At 66.1% G+C, this 18,470-nt stretch carries 18 protein-coding genes; 14 read left to right on the top strand and 4 right to left on the bottom strand.

The window, feature by feature from the left end; genetic code table 11:
• Window positions 1–135 precede the first annotated feature (135 nt).
• The 12 genes from G6R19_RS17600 to G6R19_RS17655 all read left to right on the top strand — a co-directional run bounded on the left by G6R19_RS17600 (window position 136) and on the right by G6R19_RS17655 (window position 12,074).
• Window positions 136–699 (top strand): DUF664 domain-containing protein, encoded by a 564-nt coding sequence (locus G6R19_RS17600; RefSeq protein ID WP_163167347.1) that lies wholly within the window; start codon window positions 136–138, stop codon window positions 697–699.
• Between the two features lie 344 nt (window positions 700–1,043).
• A complete protein-coding gene (locus tag G6R19_RS17605) occupies window positions 1,044–1,427 on the top strand; it encodes an STAS/SEC14 domain-containing protein (protein ID WP_163167349.1) in 384 nt (127 codons plus the stop codon).
• An 8-nt stretch (window positions 1,428–1,435) separates the two neighbouring features.
• Window positions 1,436–1,816 carry an STAS/SEC14 domain-containing protein gene (locus tag G6R19_RS17610; protein WP_163167351.1) on the top strand — a complete coding sequence of 127 codons (381 nt, stop codon included), beginning with the start codon at window positions 1,436–1,438 and terminating at the stop codon, window positions 1,814–1,816.
• Window positions 1,817–1,923: 107 nt separating this feature from the next.
• Window positions 1,924–2,124 (top strand): DUF2795 domain-containing protein, encoded by a 201-nt coding sequence (locus G6R19_RS17615; RefSeq protein WP_163167353.1) that lies wholly within the window; start codon window positions 1,924–1,926, stop codon window positions 2,122–2,124.
• A 38-nt stretch (window positions 2,125–2,162) separates the two neighbouring features.
• Window positions 2,163–2,315 carry an LPXTG cell wall anchor domain-containing protein gene (locus G6R19_RS17620; protein WP_163167355.1) on the top strand — a complete coding sequence of 51 codons (153 nt, stop codon included), beginning with the start codon at window positions 2,163–2,165 and terminating at the stop codon, window positions 2,313–2,315.
• Window positions 2,312–3,625 (top strand): serine/threonine-protein kinase, encoded by a 1,314-nt coding sequence (locus G6R19_RS17625; protein WP_163167357.1) that lies wholly within the window; start codon window positions 2,312–2,314, stop codon window positions 3,623–3,625. Before G6R19_RS17620 ends, G6R19_RS17625 begins: the two co-directional genes overlap by 4 nt.
• Window positions 3,622–4,107, top strand: coding sequence for a phage regulatory CII family protein (locus G6R19_RS17630; protein ID WP_163167359.1), 486 nt, complete (start codon window positions 3,622–3,624; stop codon window positions 4,105–4,107). Before G6R19_RS17625 ends, G6R19_RS17630 begins: the two co-directional genes overlap by 4 nt.
• 295 nt (window positions 4,108–4,402) lie before the next feature.
• The gene (locus G6R19_RS17635; RefSeq protein ID WP_163167361.1) at window positions 4,403–5,140 is read left to right on the top strand and encodes a hypothetical protein; all 738 of its coding nucleotides are present in this window, start codon (window positions 4,403–4,405) and stop codon (window positions 5,138–5,140) included.
• Between the two features lie 75 nt (window positions 5,141–5,215).
• Window positions 5,216–7,771, top strand: coding sequence for a DUF4118 domain-containing protein (locus G6R19_RS17640; RefSeq protein WP_163167363.1), 2,556 nt, complete (start codon window positions 5,216–5,218; stop codon window positions 7,769–7,771).
• Window positions 7,749–8,420: a response regulator gene (locus G6R19_RS17645; RefSeq protein ID WP_163167365.1), complete on the top strand. Its 672-nt coding sequence runs from the start codon at window positions 7,749–7,751 to the stop codon at window positions 8,418–8,420. Before G6R19_RS17640 ends, G6R19_RS17645 begins: the two co-directional genes overlap by 23 nt.
• 196 nt (window positions 8,421–8,616) lie before the next feature.
• Entirely contained in the window at window positions 8,617–10,599 is a 1,983-nt protein-coding gene (locus tag G6R19_RS17650) for an APC family permease (RefSeq protein ID WP_163167367.1), read from the top strand.
• A gap of 155 nt (window positions 10,600–10,754) precedes the next feature.
• Window positions 10,755–12,074, top strand: coding sequence for a potassium transporter TrkG (locus G6R19_RS17655; protein WP_240341955.1), 1,320 nt, complete (start codon window positions 10,755–10,757; stop codon window positions 12,072–12,074).
• A gap of 138 nt (window positions 12,075–12,212) precedes the next feature.
• On the opposite strand, the gene G6R19_RS17660 is transcribed toward G6R19_RS17655, so the two are convergent.
• Both G6R19_RS17660 and G6R19_RS17665 read right to left on the bottom strand, forming a co-directional pair.
• Window positions 12,213–13,010, bottom strand: coding sequence for a PRC and DUF2382 domain-containing protein (locus G6R19_RS17660; RefSeq protein ID WP_163167369.1), 798 nt, complete (start codon window positions 13,008–13,010; stop codon window positions 12,213–12,215).
• 213 nt (window positions 13,011–13,223) lie between these two features.
• On the bottom strand, window positions 13,224–14,036 hold the full coding sequence (locus G6R19_RS17665; protein ID WP_163167371.1) for a hypothetical protein: 813 nt from the start codon (window positions 14,034–14,036) through the stop codon (window positions 13,224–13,226).
• A gap of 256 nt (window positions 14,037–14,292) precedes the next feature.
• Here G6R19_RS17665 and G6R19_RS17670 point away from each other — a divergent pair, with 256 nt between their 5' ends.
• Together G6R19_RS17670 and G6R19_RS17675 are read left to right on the top strand one after the other, a co-directional pair.
• Window positions 14,293–14,901 carry an NAD(P)H-dependent oxidoreductase gene (locus G6R19_RS17670; RefSeq protein ID WP_163167373.1) on the top strand — a complete coding sequence of 203 codons (609 nt, stop codon included), beginning with the start codon at window positions 14,293–14,295 and terminating at the stop codon, window positions 14,899–14,901.
• 150 nt (window positions 14,902–15,051) lie between these two features.
• Window positions 15,052–15,795 carry a GAF and ANTAR domain-containing protein gene (locus G6R19_RS17675; protein WP_163167375.1) on the top strand — a complete coding sequence of 248 codons (744 nt, stop codon included), beginning with the start codon at window positions 15,052–15,054 and terminating at the stop codon, window positions 15,793–15,795.
• Window positions 15,796–15,821: 26 nt separating this feature from the next.
• On the opposite strand, the gene G6R19_RS17680 is transcribed toward G6R19_RS17675, so the two are convergent.
• Both G6R19_RS17680 and G6R19_RS17685 read right to left on the bottom strand, forming a co-directional pair.
• Window positions 15,822–17,441 (bottom strand): polyketide antibiotic transporter, encoded by a 1,620-nt coding sequence (locus tag G6R19_RS17680; protein ID WP_163167377.1) that lies wholly within the window; start codon window positions 17,439–17,441, stop codon window positions 15,822–15,824.
• Entirely contained in the window at window positions 17,441–18,397 is a 957-nt protein-coding gene (locus G6R19_RS17685) for an ABC transporter ATP-binding protein (RefSeq protein WP_240341951.1), read from the bottom strand. Before G6R19_RS17685 ends, G6R19_RS17680 begins: the two co-directional genes overlap by 1 nt.
• Between the last annotated feature and the right edge of the window lie 73 nt (window positions 18,398–18,470).

Raw genomic sequence — 18,470 nt, forward strand, 5'->3', positions numbered from 1 at the left:
ACCGTCACAGGACGAATTTTGGGGCACAGTCAGTAGAGGGTGTTTCCGCTTTGCTTTCAACTGGATGACCTTTGGCTTCTGTACACTCACTCCATATCTAACTGTGAATACTCCTGAATCCGAGGAGGCCCCCTGTTGAACGACGAAACGGGCCAAAGCGACCAGACCAACCCTGAGCCGCCTACCGTTGGTGACGAGACGGCCACTTTGCTGGGATTTTTGGAGCGGCAGAGGTCGACCTTCGCATGGAAAACCGGCGCGCTTGACGAGGCTGGCTTACGGGCCACTTTGGCTCCCTCGGCGATGACTCTGGGCGGCCTGCTCAAGCACTTGGCCCGTTTCGAGGACGACATGTCCACTGAGTGGCTTCATGGCCGCAGGCAACTGCCCCCGTGGAACGCCGTGGACTGGGATGCCGACCCTGACTGGGACTGGAACTCAGCCAGCCAGGATTCTCCCGAAGAGCTCTATGCAAGGTGGCGCGATGCAGTGGTCCGCTCCCGTGCCCTATTCGCGGAGGCGCTTGCGGAAGGCGGTCCGGGCCGCCAGGGCACAATTGCTTCTAACCCCGAGATCGAGCTTCCCACTCTGCGCTACATCCTGCTCAACATGATTGAGGAATACGCACGTCACAACGGCCATGCCGACCTTCTTCGGGAGTCGGTGGACGGTCTCGTGGGACAAGACCCACCGGCTTAACGAAGCGAAAGGCACGTCATGCTGCACAAAGTCGCTGAGGGCGTTCTGGTCGGATCGCGCGTATGTGCAGGCCCTGCACGACGGCGGCGTTCCCGACGACCCGCGGGTGGGCCCATCGGCCCCGTTGGATTGGCTGCCGGACGTGCATCACTGGCAGCTCCAGCGGCTCGCCCAAAAGGGCGAGACAGCCGGAACGACCGGATAGCGAGGACATATCGGGGCGGCTAAGGCGGCGGTGCTCTGGGCAGGGCGGCAGGAAGGTTAACTGTGCGCGAACGGTGTCAGTAACTATGCCCGCTGGCCTGGGTTGGCGCTTTCCCTCAGATACCAGCACAGTGGAACGCATGAATTCGTTTACCGCGTCGCACGAAGATGGGATTTTGCGGCTGCATTGGCGGCCAGGAGTGTTCGTCACTTACGAAATTGCAGTCCAGGCTGCCCGCACCCTGGAGGAACTCAGCGGCGGGCAGGCCCTGCCCATTCTCGTGGATATCACCGGAGTGACCGGGCTGAGCCCGGAGGCACGGGCAGGCATGATCGCCTACCGGGGTTTCTCCGTAGTGGCTCTCGTGGGTGACCATCCCATGGGCACCGTGCTCGCGGCATTCGCCCGGCAATCCCCCACTCCCTCCGCGTACTTCACCAGCCAGCCGGAAGCCCTGCAATGGCTCTCCGAGCAGAACGGGCACCTGATGGCATCCGGCGGTTCGCCGAAAACGGGCCTTTAGGAGACGCCGTGGAAGAGGACGCACATGATGACGTCATCGGGACCATAGAGCTCTGCGGGCAGATCCTGTGCCTGAAGTGGGTTCCCGGTGCCGTAGTCAGGGAAAGCGACGCGAAAGCACTGATGCAGCGTGCGTCCGACCTCAGTGCAGGGCGGACGCTTCCGCTGCTGGTTGAAATGACCGGCATGACATGGATTGACCGGCGTGCACAGGAAGCCTTCGCCTCCTCCTGGCCGCTCACCCGGGCAGCAATCGTCGGAACCTCGGCCGTAGACGAAGCCATAGCCCGCTTCTACATGGCACGGCACCATCCGGCCCACCCCACCCGGTTCTTTACTTCCCAGGGTGAAGCGCTTGCTTGGCTGACTGAAGATTCTGCGCAGCCGTAATCACCCTTTTCCTATCAAAACGTGCAGCCTACGATGAAGTCCTCGCGGCCCTTTCCCATCAAAAGGGGCCGAGGGCATAAGAAACGATCAGAAAGGAAACTGGCACCATGGCCGAAACTCCGAACCCGATCCAGATACAAAAGTTCCTCGGCGGCGTGGACTATCCCGCAAGCCGTGACGCCTTGCTGTCCAGCGCCAAGGACTCCGGCGCTGACAACAACGTGATCCAGGCCCTGGAAGCCATTCCCGACAAGGAGTACGACAGCCCCACGGCCGTCAGTTCAGCGGTTTCGGACAGCAACTCCTGAACCGGACTGGCCCGTTCCTTTCCGGCTAGTATTCGGGAATGGGACTAATCATCACACTGCTTGTCATTTGGCTCGTTCTATCGATCCTTGGCTTCATCATCGAAGGCCTGCTGTGGCTTGCGCTTATCGGCCTGGTGCTGTTCGCTGCCACCGCAGCGTGGGGCTGGGTGAAACGAAAAGCCCGGACATGACCGAGGAGACGGACACCGGTTTGGCCGGAACCATCCTGCGCGAGCGCTACAGGGTGGGCGAAGTGCTGGGCCACGGCGGCATGGGAAGTGTCTACCGGGGAACTGACCTGGTCCTGGACCGGGACGTGGCGCTGAAGATCTTCCGCGATGACGTCAGCGGCGCCGACGAACTGGCCAGGCAGCAGTCGGAGGCCCGGATGCTGGCGCAGCTGAACCACCACGGCCTGGTGACGCTCTTCGACACGGGGACACTGTTGCGCGGCCAGCGGGAAGTGCCCTTCCTGGTGATGGAGCTTGTTCCCGGAACCGATCTTCGCCGCCACCTTGCAGGCGGACCGCTGACCGGTGCCGAAGCGGCGAGGCTGGGAGCTGAACTGGCCGAAGCACTGCAGTACATCCACCACCGCGGCGTGGTGCACCGCGACGTGAAGCCGGCCAACATCCTCCTTACCCGCTACGCGTCTGGTGCACCCCTCCGGCCCAAGCTCGCCGATTTCGGCATCGCGCGAATGCTCGACGGCGCCCGGGTCACCGCAACCAACATGGTCCCCGGCACAGCGGCCTACTTGAGTCCCGAACAGGCCAGCGGGGACAGGGTAGGACCGCCGGCGGACATCTACTCCCTGGGCCTGGTGCTGCTGCAGGCCCTCACCGGGACGGTGGCATTTCCCGGACCGCCGCTGGAAGCGGCGGTGGCCCGGCTCTCCCGCGGCCCCCACCTTCCTGCCTCGCTGGGCCCGCAGTGGTTATCGGTGCTTGCCGGCATGACAGCCCGGAACCCGCAGGACCGGCCCGACGCGACGAGTGTTGCAGCTACGCTGGGCACCGCCGTCGGCTGGTCCCTGCATGCCGAAGAACCAAACGAGGCAGAAACTGCGCTGGCACCCCACCCGGCCACCAAAGTCCTGGCCGCGGAGGCTGCCGGGATGCCCCTGTCCAGCAGCCCGGCGGTGCAGCACGGCGCCCGGCTTCCGGCCCTGCCAAAGGACCAGGCAACCAACGTCACGTCATGGCAGCCGGCCCCGCACATGCCGTCACGCTCACCGGCTTCCGCACAGGCGGCGCCCGCCCAGCCGTCTTCCGCGCACACGGCGCCTGCACGGCAGCGCCCGTGGGAAAAATTCGGACGCCCGGGAAACCGCCGGCTGTGGGTCCTGGCTGCGGTGGCCGCCGTCGTCGTGATCCTCCTGGCCGTGCTGCTGACCACTGTCCAGCGGCCGGCACCCACACCGGTGCAAACACCCGGGCCAGCCATCCCCGGGCAACTGGGCGAACACTTCAAGGAACTGGAAGAAAGCGTCACGCCATGAACCGCACTCCCCTGCGAAGACTGCTGACCGGAGTTGTGGCCGCCGCCCTGGGCGTGTCGCTCCTGACGTCCTGCGCTGGTCAACCCGATTTGGACGACGCCGTGGCGGCGCAACTGCAAACCCGGGTGGCCGCGGCGAAAGAGCGGGCCGCGCAGCAGGACTTTCCCGCAGTGCTGGCCGAGCTGGGGCAGCTGAGCCAGGAGGTGGCAACAGCCGCCGGGCAGGGCCGGATAACGCAGCAGCGCCGAAGCAGGATCGAGGCTGCCATCGGTACCATCAGGCGCGACCTGGAAGCATCCCTCGCGCCGGCACCCTCAGCCACAGCCCCCGCGACTGCACCCCAGCTGACCGAGGACCAGCAGGAGCAGGCGGAAGAGGCACAAAAGGAAGCCGAGGAGGAGCGCGAGAAAGCCCAGAAGGAAGCCGAAAAACAGCGCGAAGACGCGCAGAAAGAGGCCGAAAAGCAGCGGGACAACCGCTGACTGGACTGCTCCCCCACTGCTCCGCGTCCCAGCCCTGAACCCGGTGAGCAGCTTGGGATTTCCTTGGGGGCCTCGGGTCCACAGCGTCTAGGTTTTCCGCAAGGCGGTGGCTTCAAGCTGTGGTTATCTGGCTGGGGAGTTGGGCCCCCATAACTCATTCCGGTCAGTGCGCCGGGCCAGGCATCCTAGCCCCCATGTGATGCCCAGCCCGGCGGCCAGGTCTCCCGCTCCACGACGTGAACAGCCCATCCGTGCCGTCCGTCGCTGGGGCGCGTCACGGATTGGACTGCGGAACGTGCCCATCATCAGCAATGTCGCCTGGGACGGACGGCTCAAGGCTTTCAAGGGCAGGGACACTGCCCACTACATCGAGACGGTCAAAGCTGCGGCCAGCCGCTGCGGGGCGTGCCTGCTGCCTTTCGGCCCCGGGGCTGTCCTGTCCCTGTCGGTGATCATCACCGAAGGCCGCAGCCTGGAGGGCACACCGTCCCTCACCTTCGATCCTGTTGTCTGCCATCTGCAGTGCCAGGAACCCGGGCTGACTGTGCGTGAAGAGTTGGGTGCGGTGGAGAAGGTGACCTCCATTGGTGCCCGGCTGGTCCTGAGCGGCGCGGGGCCCGGGGCGGACATTCCCGTGCTGGCCTACACCCTGGTTCCGAATGTTGTTATCGGCGAACCGGGCGGGGAGAAGACGTCGGCGCTGGTCTCGGTCCTGCTCAACCACGGATTCCAGATGTCTTTCAGCGCCAGCTACAGCGACATTCTTCAGCGGGCTGCCCCTGCCGGGAACACCTGCACGTGCACCGTGGCCGATGGTGGAACAGTCCAATTGCATGTTGACGGACTCCTGATGTGTTCCCAGCAACTGGACAGAAGGAACCGCCTCGATGCCGTATGGCTGCAAGCAGCCGGCGCAGGACGGGTCCTGGTGATCAGCGGCGACAACCTGAGATTCACGGAAACTGACCTGGAGCTGACAGCAGCTGCCCGCCTCGGCACACTCGTCACCGGTATTGTCCCTGCGTCCTGGTAACCAGTTATGGGCCCTGCCGGCCGATGAACTACGGGCCTGGAGCCGGGGTGGCCCCGCGGAGGGAACAATGGAGCCATGGCACGAGGTAATCTGCGCATCCTTCTGGGGGCTGCGCCCGGGGCGGGCAAGACGTTTGCGATGCTGGAAGAAGGCCGACGGCTTGCCGGAGAGGGCTTTGATGTGGTGGTGGGTGCCGTCTCCCCGCGAGGACGTGCCGATACTGCCGGGCTGATGGAGGGCCTGGAACTCTTCCCGCAGCGTCCGGACAGCGCGCCGGCTGATGCGGATGTCCAGGCGCTGATTGCCCGCCGGCCCGACGTCGTGCTGGTTGACGACTACGCTGCAATGGCCGACGACGTAAGCCGGTGGGAGCAGGTCGATCAGCTGCTCGAAGCGGGGATTGATGTTATTTCCACACTCGACATCCGGAACGTGGAGTCACTGTCGGACGCCGTCCGGGAGATCACGGGCGTCCAGGAATCGACCACTGTCCCCGACGCCGTGGTGCGGCTCGCCAACCAGGTTGAACTGGTGGATGCCTCCCCGGAGCTGCTGCGCCAGCGGCTGGCGGACGGAAAGATCTACAGCACGCGGGAGGAGGCCGATGCCGCCCTGGCCGGCATCTTCCGTGTTGGCACGCTTGCCGCCCTGCGGGAGCTTGCGTTGTTGTGGCTGGCTGAACGGGTCGACGCCGGACTGGCGGACTACCGTGACTCGCCGCGCGTCAGGGAGGGCTGGCCCGGGCGTGAAAAGATCGTCGTGGGGGTGGGCGGCAGGGTGCAGGACCAGGTACTGGTCCGCCGCGCCGCGAGGATGCTCGCAGCCGCCGCCGGCGGAGAACTGCATGTGGTTCATGTCCGCACCAGCAGGGATGGCCGCGGCCCGGAATCCGGCAAGGACTTGGAACAGCTGCGCAAGCTCACGGCTGAGCTGGGAGGATTCTTCCATTCCGTCGGCGGGCAGGACGCGGGTGTGGCACTGGCGGATTTCGCGAGGAGCATGAACGCCTCCCAGATTGTCATGGGGTCCCCCTCACGGCGACCGCTGCTGGGCACCCGGCGCGGGGAGGCAGCCGCCGTGATGCGGGACGCAGGCAACATCGATGTCCACCTCATCAACCACCTCCCCAACTCCGCCGACCGGCAGCCACGGCGGCCTCCCCGGCTGGGGCGGCGCCGGGAGATCCCGGCGTTCGCCCTCGCGGTGGCGCTTCCCCCGCTCCTGCAGTTTGGCCTGGACCTGCTCCCCCACAACCAGCTGTCCACCGACATGCTGATCCACTTGACCGGGATCGTTGGTGTGGCGCTGCTCGGGGGGCTGTGGCCGGCAGTGGCAGCCGCCGTCGTCGCAGGTCTTATCGTGAACTACTACAGTGTCCGGCCGGTGGGTTCGCTGACCGTGATCGATCCGGAAAACGTGCTGGCGCTGCTGATCTTCGTCCTGGTGGCAGTGGCCGTGTCCCTGGTGGTGGACCGGTCCGCCAAGCTCAGCAAGGAAGCACACATTGCCGGCGCGGAAGCGGCTGTCCTCGGGGAATTGAGCCGCCGGGCCGTGGCGGAAGGGAACAGCATCCCGGCGTTCCTGGACCAGGTGCGGGAGCATTTCCAGGCGAAGGGGGCAGGACTGTGGACCAGGCAGGAGTCCGGGCCCGGCAGGACAGTCGGCTGGGAGCTGCAGGAGTTTTCCGGCGAAGCCCGCCCCGCCGACGTCGCTGAGGCAGACACGGTGGAGCAACTGGACGGGGACCGGATGCTCACCCTGAACGGGAAGGAACTCTCCCAGGACGAACGGCGGTTGCTGGCCGCCTTCGGGGCGCACCTGCTGGCCATGGTCCAGCGCGAGGAGCTGTCCGCGAGCCAGCGTGAAAACCTGCGCCTGGCTGAGGGCAACACCATGCGGACCTCCATCCTGCGGGCCGTGTCCCATGACCTGCGTACTCCCCTGGCCGGGATCAAACTGGCTTCCAGCAGCCTCCGGGACAGGTCCATCACCTTCGGGCCGGAGGAGCAGGAAGAACTGCTGGCCACCATAGAACACGGCGCCGACAGGCTGGACCGCCTGGTCAGCAACCTCCTGGACATGTCCCGGATCACGGCAGACTCGGTGGCGCCCCTGATCCGGCCCGTCTACTGGGCGGACGTGGTGGGTGAGGCCTTGCGGGGAACGGACTCGGAGCGGCTCCGCGTGCTGCTGCCGGACAACATGCCTCCGGTGGACGGCGATCCGGGGATGCTGGAACGGGTCATCGCCAACCTCGTGGAAAACGCGCTGAAGTACGCCCCCGAGTCCGACGTCGTGATTGCCGGCGCGGTGGGCGGCGCGGGCAGTGCAAGAATTGGGGATGTTCCCGCCAGCGAGCTCAGCATCGTGGATCACGGCTCGGGCATCGCTCCGGACAAGGTCCTGGCCATGTTCCGGCCCTTCCAGCGTGCCGATGACACCACGCCCGGGACGGGGATCGGACTTGGCCTTGCCGTCGCGAAGGGCTTCACCGAGGCGATGGGCGGGGTGCTGCTGGCTGAGCCCACTCCCGGCGGGGGCCTGACCATGGTGGTCCGGCTGCCGCTCTCCACGGGCGTAGCGCCGGAACCCGGCTTGAGAGGACACCATGGCAGCAGTGCTGATCGTTGACGATGAGGTCCAGATCCTCCGCGCCCTGCAGATCAACCTGAACGCCAGGGGCTACTCCACGGTCACCGCCTTCACCGGACAGAACGCGTTGGAGCAGGCGGCGCAGCATCCGGTGGACGTCATCATCCTGGACCTGGGCCTTCCGGACCTGGACGGTGTGGAAGTGATCCGGCGGCTTCGGCGCTGGAACAAAGTCCCCATCGTGGTGCTGTCCGCACGGCACGGCTCCGATGACAAGATCCAGGCCCTGGACGCCGGCGCCGACGATTACGTGACCAAGCCGTTCGGGATGGACGAACTGATGGCCCGGCTCCGTGCTGCCCTGCGCCGCGGATCCACCGGGGACGTTCCCGTCATCGAGACCGCCGGCTTCACCGTCAACCTCGCCACCAAGCAGGTGACCCGCCGGGGCGCGGCAGTCCGGCTTACCCCCACTGAATGGAACATCCTGGAACTCTTGGCCAGGAACACCGGCGCCCTGGTCACCCACGAAGAGATCCTCACCCAGGTGTGGGGGCCCGCCTACGCCCACGAGACCGCCTACCTGCGGGTGTACCTCGCACAGCTGCGGCGGAAGCTCGAAGCCGACCCCGCGAATCCACGGCATCTGCTGACCGAGACCGGCCTGGGTTACCGCTTCCAGGAGTGACCCGGTGGGCCTGCTGCAGCGGCACGGGTGCGCCCGCAGGAGGGCTGCAAAGGCGGCGTTAAGAAAGCATTAAGATCCGCGGAAACGCCGGGTTGGCGGGCTTTCCCCGGTGCTACGCTCCGGTGGTTATCAGCACAGCGTCGCGCCTGAAAACGGGACGTTATGCCCGTGTCAGGCAGTACAGAAAGACACGTCCTTGACGGCTTCCGCCCACTTCACCATCCCCGCCACCGTTCCCAATCCTGAACGGGAGGCCCTACCCGGCAGCCCGCTGGTCAGGTGGCTGCTGGAACACCGGGTGAACCAGCCCGTAGGGCCGGAAGCAAACGAAATTCACGCCACCCAGCAGAGCTGGTGGAAGGTCATGTGCCTGACCGGCGTGGACTACTTCTCCACCCTGTCCTACCTGCCCGGCATCGCCGCCCTCGCCGCCGGCGCACTCTCACCGCTCGCGACGCTGCTGATCGTGGCCCTGACACTGCTCGGGATGCTGCCCATGTACCGGCGGGTGGCCAAGGAAAGCCCCCACGGCCAAGGGTCCGTGGCGATGCTCGAACGGCTCCTGCCGTTCTGGCGCGGAAAAATCTTTGTGCTGATCCTGCTGGGCTTCGTTGCCACCTCCTGGATCATCACCATCACCCTTTCGGCGGCAGACGCCACGGTGCACCTGCTTGAAAACCCATACCTGCCGCCCTTCCTGGAGGGACAGGCCGTTGCCATCACAGTGGTGCTGCTCCTGATCCTGGGCGGGGTGTTCCTGCTGGGCTTCTCGGAGGCCGTCGCCGTCGCCATCCCGCTCGTGGCCGTCTTCCTGCTGATGAACGCCATCATCATCGGGGAAGGAATCATCCACGTCTTTGCCACCCCCGGCGCGCTCGCCTCCTGGACCGACGCCCTCACCTCCTCCGGCGGCGGCTTCAGCGGCATCATGGGGCCCGCCCTGGTTGCCTTCCCTCTGCTGGTCCTGGGCCTGTCCGGCTTCGAAACCGGCGTCAGCATGATGCCCCTGGTCGCAGCCAAGGGCACCACGCCAGAGGAAAAACTGGCCAGAAGGATCAAAAACACCCGCAAGCTCCTGACGACGGCGGCGCTCATCATGAGCGTCTACCTGCTGGGCAGCAGCTTCGTCACCACCGTCCTGATCCCCGCCGAGGAATTTGCCGCCGGCGGCGAAGCCAGCGGACGTGCCCTGGCCTACCTGGCCCACGAACGCCTCGGCAACGGTTTCGGCTCCGTCTACGACGTGAGCAGCATTCTGATCCTGTGGTTTGCCGGCGCTTCCGCGATGGCCGGACTGATCAATATCGTCCCCCGGTACCTGCCCTCCTACGGCATGGCCCCGGACTGGTCCCGCGCCGTCCGCCCGGTGGTGCTGGTTTACACCGCCATCAGCATCCTGATCACCATCGGCTTCAACGCGGACGTCAACGCCCAGGCTGGCGCCTACGCCACCGGAATCCTGGCCATGATGGTGTCCGGCGCCATCGCTGTCACCATCTCCGCCATCCGCAAAAGGCAGCGCCGCGCGTCCATCGGCTTCACGGCCCTGACCGTGGTGATGCTCTACGCCCTGGCGGCGAACGTGATCGAGAAGCCGGACGGCATCACCATTTCCGGGTTCTTCATCCTGGGCATCGTGGCCGTTTCCCTCGTCTCCCGCATCAGCCGCACCACCGAGTTGCGCGTGGACAGGATTGAGTTCGACGACGACGCGCGCCGCTTCATCAGCGACACCCTGGAGTACGACGGCCGGATCAACCTCATCGCCAACCGGCCCCAGGCGTGCGACGGCGCCGAATACGCGGACAAGGAAGCCGTCCAGCGGGAGAACAATCCCGTGCCCGGAACCGCGGACGTCATCTTCCTCGAAATCGGCATCACCGACCCCTCCGAGTTCAGCGACACCCTGACAGTCCACGGCGTGGAAGTGGACGGCCACCGGGTCCTCCGCGCCCAGAGCCCGGCCGCGCCGAACGCCATCGCCGCAATCCTCCTGGCCCTGCGGGACGCCACCGGCGTCCGCCCGCACGCCTACTTTGAATGGTCCGAAGGCAACCCGCTTGCCCACCTGATGCGCTACCTGCTCCTGGGCCGCGGCGACACCGCCCCGGTGGTCCGGGAGATCATCCGCGAAAATGAGCCGGATCCGGAACGTCGCCCCGGCATCCACGTGGGATGAGCATCCACAAGGAGGTCCCGCCGTCGGAATCCCCCACGCGGGAACCCGACGCGTCCAGCATCGCAGCCGTACAGAAGATGCTGCGCGACGCCCGGGCCGAGGGCCGCAAGGAAGACCCCAGGAAAGGCCGCAAGGAAAACATCATCCGCAGGGTGATGTCCCACCCGGTCCGGGCAGTCCCCCTGGCCTTCCTGCTGGTCATTATGATCGGCGCCGCCTTGCTGATGCTTCCCGCTGCCCGGACCGACGGCGGGTCCGAAGGGTTCATGCCGGCCCTGTTCACGTCAGTGTCAGCGGTCTGCGTCACCGGCCTCATCACCGTGGACACGGCAACGTTCTGGACCCCGCTGGGACAGGGCATCATCCTGGGGCTCATCCAGGTAGGCGGGTTCGGCATCATGACCCTGGCAACGCTGCTGGCGCTGCTGGTCCGCAAGAGCATCGGGCTGCGCGGCCAACTCGTGGCCCAGTCCGAAACCCACACCCTGAACCTCGGTGACGTCCGTGCCGTGCTGGTCCGGGTGGCCAGGATCATGCTCACGTTCGAAGCCTTAACAGCCCTGGCACTGACCGTCCGGTTCATGATCGCCTACGACCAGAACCTGGCCACCGCCCTCTGGCACGGGATCTTCCACGCGATCTCCGCGTTCAACAATGCCGGCTTCTCCGTCTACAGCACCAACCTCATCGGTTTCGCTGAAGACCCCTGGATCATCGCCCCCATTTGCCTGGCCATCATCGCCGGCGGGCTGGGGTTCCCGGTGATCATCCAGCTCACGCGCGGTGAGATCAAACCCAAAAACTGGACCATCCACCTGCGCCTGACCATCTACGGAACGCTTTTCCTCCTGGCCGCCGGTGTTGCGCTGTTCGCCGCGTTCGAGTGGAACAGGAACGAAACGCTCGGCCAGCTTTCCCTCACCGGCAAGATCCTGAGCTCGCTTGCCGGCGGTGTCTTCCCCCGCACGGCCGGGTTCAACAGCATCGACTACGCGGTTGCCGCCCCGGAAACTCTTATGGTGACCAACATCCTGATGTTCATCGGCGGCGGCAGCGCCGGCACGGCCGGCGGCATCAAGATCACCACATTCCTGGTGCTGGGCTTCGCCATCTGGAACGAAGTCCGCGGCCGCGACCAGGTGACCATCGCGCACCGGTCCATCAGCTCCTCCTCCCAGCGCCAGGCCCTGTCCGTGGCCCTGCTGGGCATCGGCGCCGTGGTCACCGGCACCATGCTGCTGCTGATGTTCACCGACTACAGCCTGGAAAAAGTCCTCTTCGAATCCATCTCCGCCTTCGCCACGGTGGGCATGAGCACCGGCATCACCTACAACCTTCCACCGGCTGCGGAGTGGGTCCTCATGGCGCTGATGTTCACCGGACGCATCGGCACCGTGGCAGTGGCGTCCGCCCTGGCGCTTTCGGCCCGGCCGCGCCTTTACCGCCTGCCGGAGGAACGGCCCATTATCGGCTGAACCGGCCGGCCGACGGTCCGCGTGCCCGGCCTGCCCGGCCTGGGATGGAGGGACGCCGGGACGCAAAAGCACGGCCCGCCCTCCGGAACGGAGGACGGGCCGTGCGCGGGGAATCAGTGAGGATTCCGGTGGTGAGCCTTAGCGGCGGGTGCGGCCGTCGTCGTCGAGCTCGATGTTTTCCTTGCGGACTTCCTCGGTGACGGTGTGCTCGTTGGTCACCGTCTCCTTGTCCAGGCGCACGCGCTCCACCGGGACTGCTTCCTTTTCGACGACGGGGCGCTCCTCGTGGAGGATAACCTCGTGCTCTTCCTCGCTGATCGCGGGGCCGTCCATCGCGGCGCCAATGTTGGCGTCCGTGATGGGTTCGCGCTCCAGGCGGACCTCTTCACGCTGCACCGGGACGGTGGTGGTGACGTTTTCGGTGACGACGTACTTGCGCAGCCGTGCCCGGCCGGCCTCTTCCTTGCGGGTGCCGACGTGCAGCTGCTCCTCGGAGCGGGTCATGGCGTCATCGGTGGTGGGACCGGAGGTGTCGTGGCCGACAGTTTCGCGGCCCACGGTGTCTTCCGCGGTGCCGGCAGCGAAACCGTTGCCGCCCGTGAAGCCGTTGCCGGTGTGCCCGTTGAGGCCGTAGTAGGTGTAAAGACGGTCTTCCTCTTCCGGCTCGAGGTGGCCGTCCGGGGCGACGCGGGGTGCGTCCTTGACCTTGTCCTTGGTGTGGGCCACCACGATGTCGTTGCCGTCCTGCGAAGCGGCGTCCAGCGGGGCGAACGATTCGTGAGAGCCGAAGAGCCCAGTCTTCACCGTGACCCAGGTGGGCTCGGAAGTCTGGTCATCAACATAAATCTGGCCGATGGATCCGATCTTGCTTCCGTCGGAACCTACGACGTGTCCGCCGGCAGTGGTCAGTGCAGAAAGGTTCTCAGTGCTGATCATGTGTTTCTCCTTCTTGTTACTGGTTTGTGCTGCTTGAGGACAAAATTTAGAAGCGGTTCCGCGGCGGACGGGTCTGTCCGGCACGGAGTTGCTTGGCCTTCCGGGCCTTCAGTACCCGGCTGATGATGCCGGGGAGCAAGGCAAAGAGCAGTTTCTTCATGGCACGGGTCCTTTGGTTGGTGGGGCTGGTGTCTTGCTGTCAGCTTTGACTGCTTACGGCTGGCGTTCCGCGCCGCGGACCTCGCTGTACGGATCGTCCAGGTCCCGCAGCGGGACCCCGCCTGCTTCCGTGCCCGAATAGGCCGGCCGGGCAGGTTCGCCGTAGATGGTTTCGCCGTAGGTTGCCGGCGCCGCCACCTGATCCTGGTAGACCGCCTCCTCGCCCCAGGGTGGACCGGTTGGTGCGGCAGCAGTTGTTGCGGCAGCCGGCGCCTGAGCCGGCATCGGCGGGATTGCTGCCTGCGGGGCCGGGGCAGGTTGCAGACCACGCGCGAGCCGGCCCACGAGAATGCCGGCGCCCGCAGCCAGGAGCAGGAACGTCCCCGGCTTGCGCCGGGCGAAGGACTGGACGTCGTCCAACAGCGCTCCGGGATCCTTCCCTTCAACCCAGGAAGCAACCGAGGACGTGCGCTCTGCAGCCTGACGGATCAGGTCGCTGGCGATACCCTTCTGCTCCGGGGCATCTGCCATGGTTCGCAGCTGGCTGGAGATGGTCCGGATGCCATCTGCGGCCTTCTGCTGCTGCGCGCCGGCCTGGCTGCCCAGTCCCGACTTCGCCTGGTGCAGGAGGTCCTTGGCGCTGGACTTGGCCTCGGAGGCGACGTTCCCGACTTCGTGCTTCGCGGTCTGCGCCACATTGTGGGCCGCACCGGCCGCCTGCCCGGCGATCTTCGACGTCTCTTCCTTGGCTGCGTCTTTCTTGGTGACGTAAGTTTCCGGCTCTGCGGAAGGATCCGTCGGTGCTGCGTTCCCGTACTGGTCGAGATGGCTTCGGGCAGAAGCCTCAGGCCACTGGTTCTCCGTCATCGTCACTCGCTTCCACTGGTTGGCAGCTGGACTTTCAAACCCAGCCTGATCAATTAGTAAGTAAGGTTACTAACTAGATACTAAGCACACTTGCTATCTATCGCGCAAGACGTGTTCGAGGGCGCCGGACGCAGCCGGGGTGCGGACCGCCGTCGAACTTTCCTGTCGGGAAGGGCAAGTTCCCGGCAGTCCGCCGAGCCGTCCGCCCCGAACCACTGACCGGCACCAAGGAAAAATTCAACGACAAGGATGAACGATGGCTGACCTCACCGCACTTGCCCTTATTTGCTCCCTGACGCCTTCTCCCGCGCCGTCCAGCAGCGAGCTCATGGCCCGCCACGTGCTGGATGAACTTGCAGGCCACGGCGTAGGCACGGCCTCGCTGCGGGTGGTGGATTACAACGTGCTGCCCGGTGTCCAGGTGGACATGGGCGACGGCGATGCGTGGCCGGGGATCCGCGAGAGAATCCTCGCTGCGGACATCCTGGTCCTCGCCACCCCGATCTGGATGGGGCACCCGAGCAGCATCACGCAACGCGTCATCGAACGCCTCGATGCCGACCTCGCCGAAACTGACGACGCCGGGCGGCCCATCATGTACGGAAAAGTAGCGATCGTCGCGGTGGTGGGCAACGAAGACGGCGCCCACAAGACCGTGGCGGACACGCAGCAGGCGCTGAACGACGTCGGCTTCACCATCCCCGCCCAGGGCGCCACGTACTGGGTGGGCGAGGCCATGCAAACGGTGGACTACAAAGACCTGGACAGCGTCCCCGAAAAGGTGGCTTCGACCACCGCCGGAGCAGCCCGCAACGCCGCCCACCTTGCCCGTTCCCTCAACCAGGCGCCTTACCCTGCGGGGTGAGGCGCCGCCGTCGACTGTTCAGGAGGGGTGTTAGGCGGAGCCGCCGGCCACCCTGGAGGATAGACTGAAGATCTGCCGCCCAGGCGGGTCACGGCCTTTTGCGGTGCACCTTCAGGGTCATTGTTCAGGGCATTACAGGAACGAGGCTGCATGGTCCAGGATCGCAGCACGCAGCAGGACAACGGCGTGGCCGACTACCTCCAGGACCTTGTCCTGGCTTCCGCTGACGTGGAGGAACTCCTGACGGAACTTGCCACGTTTTCCGCCGCGAGCCTCTCCACCCACAACAAGCTGCTTTGCGGCGTAACGCTGATGCGGCGGAAAAAGCCAACCACCGTTGCTACGAGCGACCCCGCCGTCCTGCCCCTGGACGAGCTGCAGTACGGCCACGGCGACGGGCCCTGCCTGGCAGCCCTTCGGGAAAAGGCCACGGTGCACGTTCCGGACCTGCGGGACGAGAGCCGCTGGCCCCGATACTGCAAAGCTGCCTGGGCCGAAGGAATCGGATCGATCCTTTCCGTACCGCTCCACTTGGAGGGCGAGGCGCATGCCGGGCTGAACCTCTACTCCACCAGCACCCACGCGTTCAGCGGTGAGGACATCGACAAGGCCGAGGCGTACGCCACGCAGGCCTCCAAAGCCCTGCGTATGGCCGTTCGGGTGGCGCAACTGGTGGATGACCGCAATAACCTTGCCGCGGCGATGGAGTCACGCACCACCATCGATATCGCCGTCGGGGCGATCATGGCGCAGAACCGCTGCAGCCAGGAGACGGCCATGAAGATCCTTCGCATCGCGTCCAACAGCCGCAATACCAAGCTCCGTGACGTGGCGGCATCCATTGTGGCTTCCGTGTCCCAGGACCCGAAAGTGCTGACGCATTTCGACCCGTGATCGGGTACCACTTGGCGTTGGCGGGGTTATACGGTCAGGTCCCTTCCGCGGATCAGGTGGCTGGCGGCTCCTGCCGCGATGAGGGCGACGGCGGCCAGCACCAGCGCGCCTTCCGGGTGGAAGGCCTCAACGGGCATGGCTGAAGAATGCCGGAACGGGCTCAGGTCCTGAAGCCACCCTGGCAGGCCGAGCAGTTCCCCGAACTGTCCCAGGACCAGCGCGGCGGCCAGGGCACCCCAGCCAACTGCACTGCTCCAGCGGGGTGCAAGGGCGAACACGAGCACGGTCACAGCCGGGAAGACGAGCGCCGCCGGGATGTGCGCCAGCGCGGCCGCAAAGACCATACCGGGGCTGCTTCCCCCAGCCTGCGCCAGGGCGAGCACGACGGCGGCCGAGGCTCCGGCGGCAGCGGCTACGGCCGTTGTCGAGATTGCGGCGACGGCGAGGGTGCCGCCCAGCCAGCGCATGCGCGACACCGGCGCGGCCAGGAGCAGTTCGGCCCGCCCCTCCGCCTCTTCCGCCCGAAGCCGGAGCACCGCCTCGATGCCCGCGGCAGCGGCGAGGATCCCGGCGATGCCCAGCATGGCGGCGGTGAAGAGGTCAATGAGGCCCGCGTCGCCGGGAACGATGCGGCTTAGCAGTTCCGCCACAGACGGGTTTCCTGCCAGTGCGTCCCGGACCACCGGGCCCAAGCCGCCCGCCACGGCCCCCAGGGCAGCGGTGGTGAGGCACCAACTTGCCAGGCTGCCGCGCTGCAACCGCCATGCCAGGCCCAGCATCGACGCCAGGCCGGAGCCCGCCCGTTCCGGGCCCGACTCATCGGCAGCGATGTAGCCGGCGCCCAGGTCCCTGCCGTTGCGGAGCGCCACGGCAGCCCCTGCCAGGACTACTGTTCCGGCGCCGATCACCAGCAACGGCAGCGTGTCCACCTCTGTGAAGGGCCGGATGCGCTGGCCCCAGCCGATGGGTGAGAACAGCGAGGGCCAGGCGGCGGTGACGTGCAGCAGCGATGAATCGGCGGTGCCCAGGGCGTCGCCGGCGCCCCGGACCAGGTAGGCGCCACCCACCAGCGCTGCGGCTGTACCGTTCGCGCTCCTGGCCGAGGGCATGACCTGTGCCACCAGTGCGGCGGCGGCCATAAAGAACAGGCCCACGGCGCCAACAGCTGACCCGGCCAGGAATGATCCAGGTACCGGCAGGCCGGCTCTGATGAATCCGGCGGCAGCAACCAGGGCAAGGACCACGTTTGTGAAGGTGCCAAAGAGCAGGGTTGCGTACAGGGAAGTCACCCGGGTGACCCGGGTGGAACCGACCAGCTCAAACCTGCCCTGGTCCTCATCCCCTCTGGTATGCCGGACCACCAGGAACACACTCATCAGCCCCGCCAGCACTGCCGTGAAGGAATAGCCCTGGAAGAAGGTGACCGCTCCGGAACTGATGACGTCCGGGAGCCCCCGGAGGAACAGGAACGCCGGACTGGCCGCGGCCACGGAAATCAGGGCGGCCCGCTCGTTGTCCCCGGCAAACTGTGTGGTGACGGCGGTGGCTGCCGCGTAGCCAAGACCGGCGATGCAGAGGATCCACGCCGCGAGGATTCCGCGGTCCCTGCGTGCCTCGAGCAGGGCCAGCCGAAGGACGGCGCTCATCACTGCGCCTGGCTCTTGTGGCTTGCCTGCCTGCCGGCCTGCCTGCCGGCCTGCCTGCCGGCCTGCACGCCGTAGTGGCGCATGAACAGCTCCTCCAGGGAAGGGGGCGCGGCGGTAATGCCGGTGATGCCGGCTGTAGCCAAGGCATCCAGGACGTAGCCCAGGTCCGCTGCATCGGCGTCGAACTCTATGGCGGTCCCGTTGACGCGGAGGTCGTGGATGCCCCGCCAGGTTGCCATTTCCTCTGGTTTCACCGCTGACGTGACCCGGAAGCGGATGCGGGTGAGGTGCCTTAGTTCGGCCAGGGTGCCCGATTCCACGGCCGCTCCCGCCCGAATGATGGTCACCCTGTCACAGAGCTGTTCCACCTCGGCCAGGATGTGGCTGGACAACAGCACCGTGGCCCCGTCGGCGGCGACCCGGCGGATGTGCCGGCGGAAAACAGCATCCATGACGGGGTCCAGGCCCGAACTCGGCTCGTCCAGCAGGTAGAGCATGGCCGGGCGGGAAAAGGCCGCGATCAAGGCCGCCTTCTGCCGGTTGCCTTTGGAGTAGGTCCGCGCCTTTTTCCGTGGATCGAAATCGAACTCATCAATCAGCTGCCTGCGCAGGCCTTCATCCGCACCGCCCCGCAGCCCGGCGATCAGGTCGATGACCTCGCCGCCGGTCAGGTTGGGCCACAGCGTCACGTCCCCGGGGACGTAGGCAACATCCTTGTGTGCCCGCACCGGCTCAGCCCAGGGGTCGATGCCAAACACCCGGGCCGTACCCGACGTAGGCCGGATCAGTCCCAGGAGGATCCGGAGGGTGGTGGACTTCCCTGCCCCGTTGGGCCCCAGGAAACCGTGGACCTCACCGGGCAGAACGGACAGGTCCAAACCGGCAAGCGCAGCCGTCCGCCCGAAGTTCTTGGCAAGGCGTGAGGTGTTGATGACGGGAGATGGGTCTGCATGCACGGCATGCTCCGTTCCTTGGTGGCAGCTATCACGCCAAGGCGGTTGCCATGGCATGCCGCAGGCGTTTCCGCAT

Origin of the sequence: Arthrobacter sp. Alg241-R88, assembly GCF_900537115.1 — a bacterium.
GTDB lineage: Bacteria > Actinomycetota > Actinomycetes > Actinomycetales > Micrococcaceae > Arthrobacter.

What these genes read in the sequence shown, in the direction of transcription:
- G6R19_RS17655 (WP_240341955.1), top strand. Translation starts at nt 10,755, where the DNA reads ATGTCCCACCCGGTCCGGGCAGTCCCCCTGGCCTTCCTGCTGGTCATT.
- G6R19_RS17675 (WP_163167375.1), top strand. Translation starts at nt 15,052, where the DNA reads ATGGTCCAGGATCGCAGCACGCAGCAGGACAACGGCGTGGCCGACTAC.
- G6R19_RS17665 (WP_163167371.1), bottom strand. Translation starts at nt 14,036, where the DNA reads ATGACGGAGAACCAGTGGCCTGAGGCTTCTGCCCGAAGCCATCTCGAC.
- G6R19_RS17645 (WP_163167365.1), top strand. Translation starts at nt 7,749, where the DNA reads ATGGCAGCAGTGCTGATCGTTGACGATGAGGTCCAGATCCTCCGCGCC.
- G6R19_RS17670 (WP_163167373.1), top strand. Translation starts at nt 14,293, where the DNA reads ATGGCTGACCTCACCGCACTTGCCCTTATTTGCTCCCTGACGCCTTCT.
- G6R19_RS17630 (WP_163167359.1), top strand. Translation starts at nt 3,622, where the DNA reads ATGAACCGCACTCCCCTGCGAAGACTGCTGACCGGAGTTGTGGCCGCC.
- G6R19_RS17620 (WP_163167355.1), top strand. Translation starts at nt 2,163, where the DNA reads ATGGGACTAATCATCACACTGCTTGTCATTTGGCTCGTTCTATCGATC.
- G6R19_RS17605 (WP_163167349.1), top strand. Translation starts at nt 1,044, where the DNA reads ATGAATTCGTTTACCGCGTCGCACGAAGATGGGATTTTGCGGCTGCAT.
- G6R19_RS17640 (WP_163167363.1), top strand. Translation starts at nt 5,216, where the DNA reads ATGGCACGAGGTAATCTGCGCATCCTTCTGGGGGCTGCGCCCGGGGCG.
- G6R19_RS17660 (WP_163167369.1), bottom strand. Translation starts at nt 13,010, where the DNA reads ATGATCAGCACTGAGAACCTTTCTGCACTGACCACTGCCGGCGGACAC.
- G6R19_RS17625 (WP_163167357.1), top strand. Translation starts at nt 2,312, where the DNA reads ATGACCGAGGAGACGGACACCGGTTTGGCCGGAACCATCCTGCGCGAG.
- G6R19_RS17680 (WP_163167377.1), bottom strand. Translation starts at nt 17,441, where the DNA reads ATGAGCGCCGTCCTTCGGCTGGCCCTGCTCGAGGCACGCAGGGACCGC.
- G6R19_RS17615 (WP_163167353.1), top strand. Translation starts at nt 1,924, where the DNA reads ATGGCCGAAACTCCGAACCCGATCCAGATACAAAAGTTCCTCGGCGGC.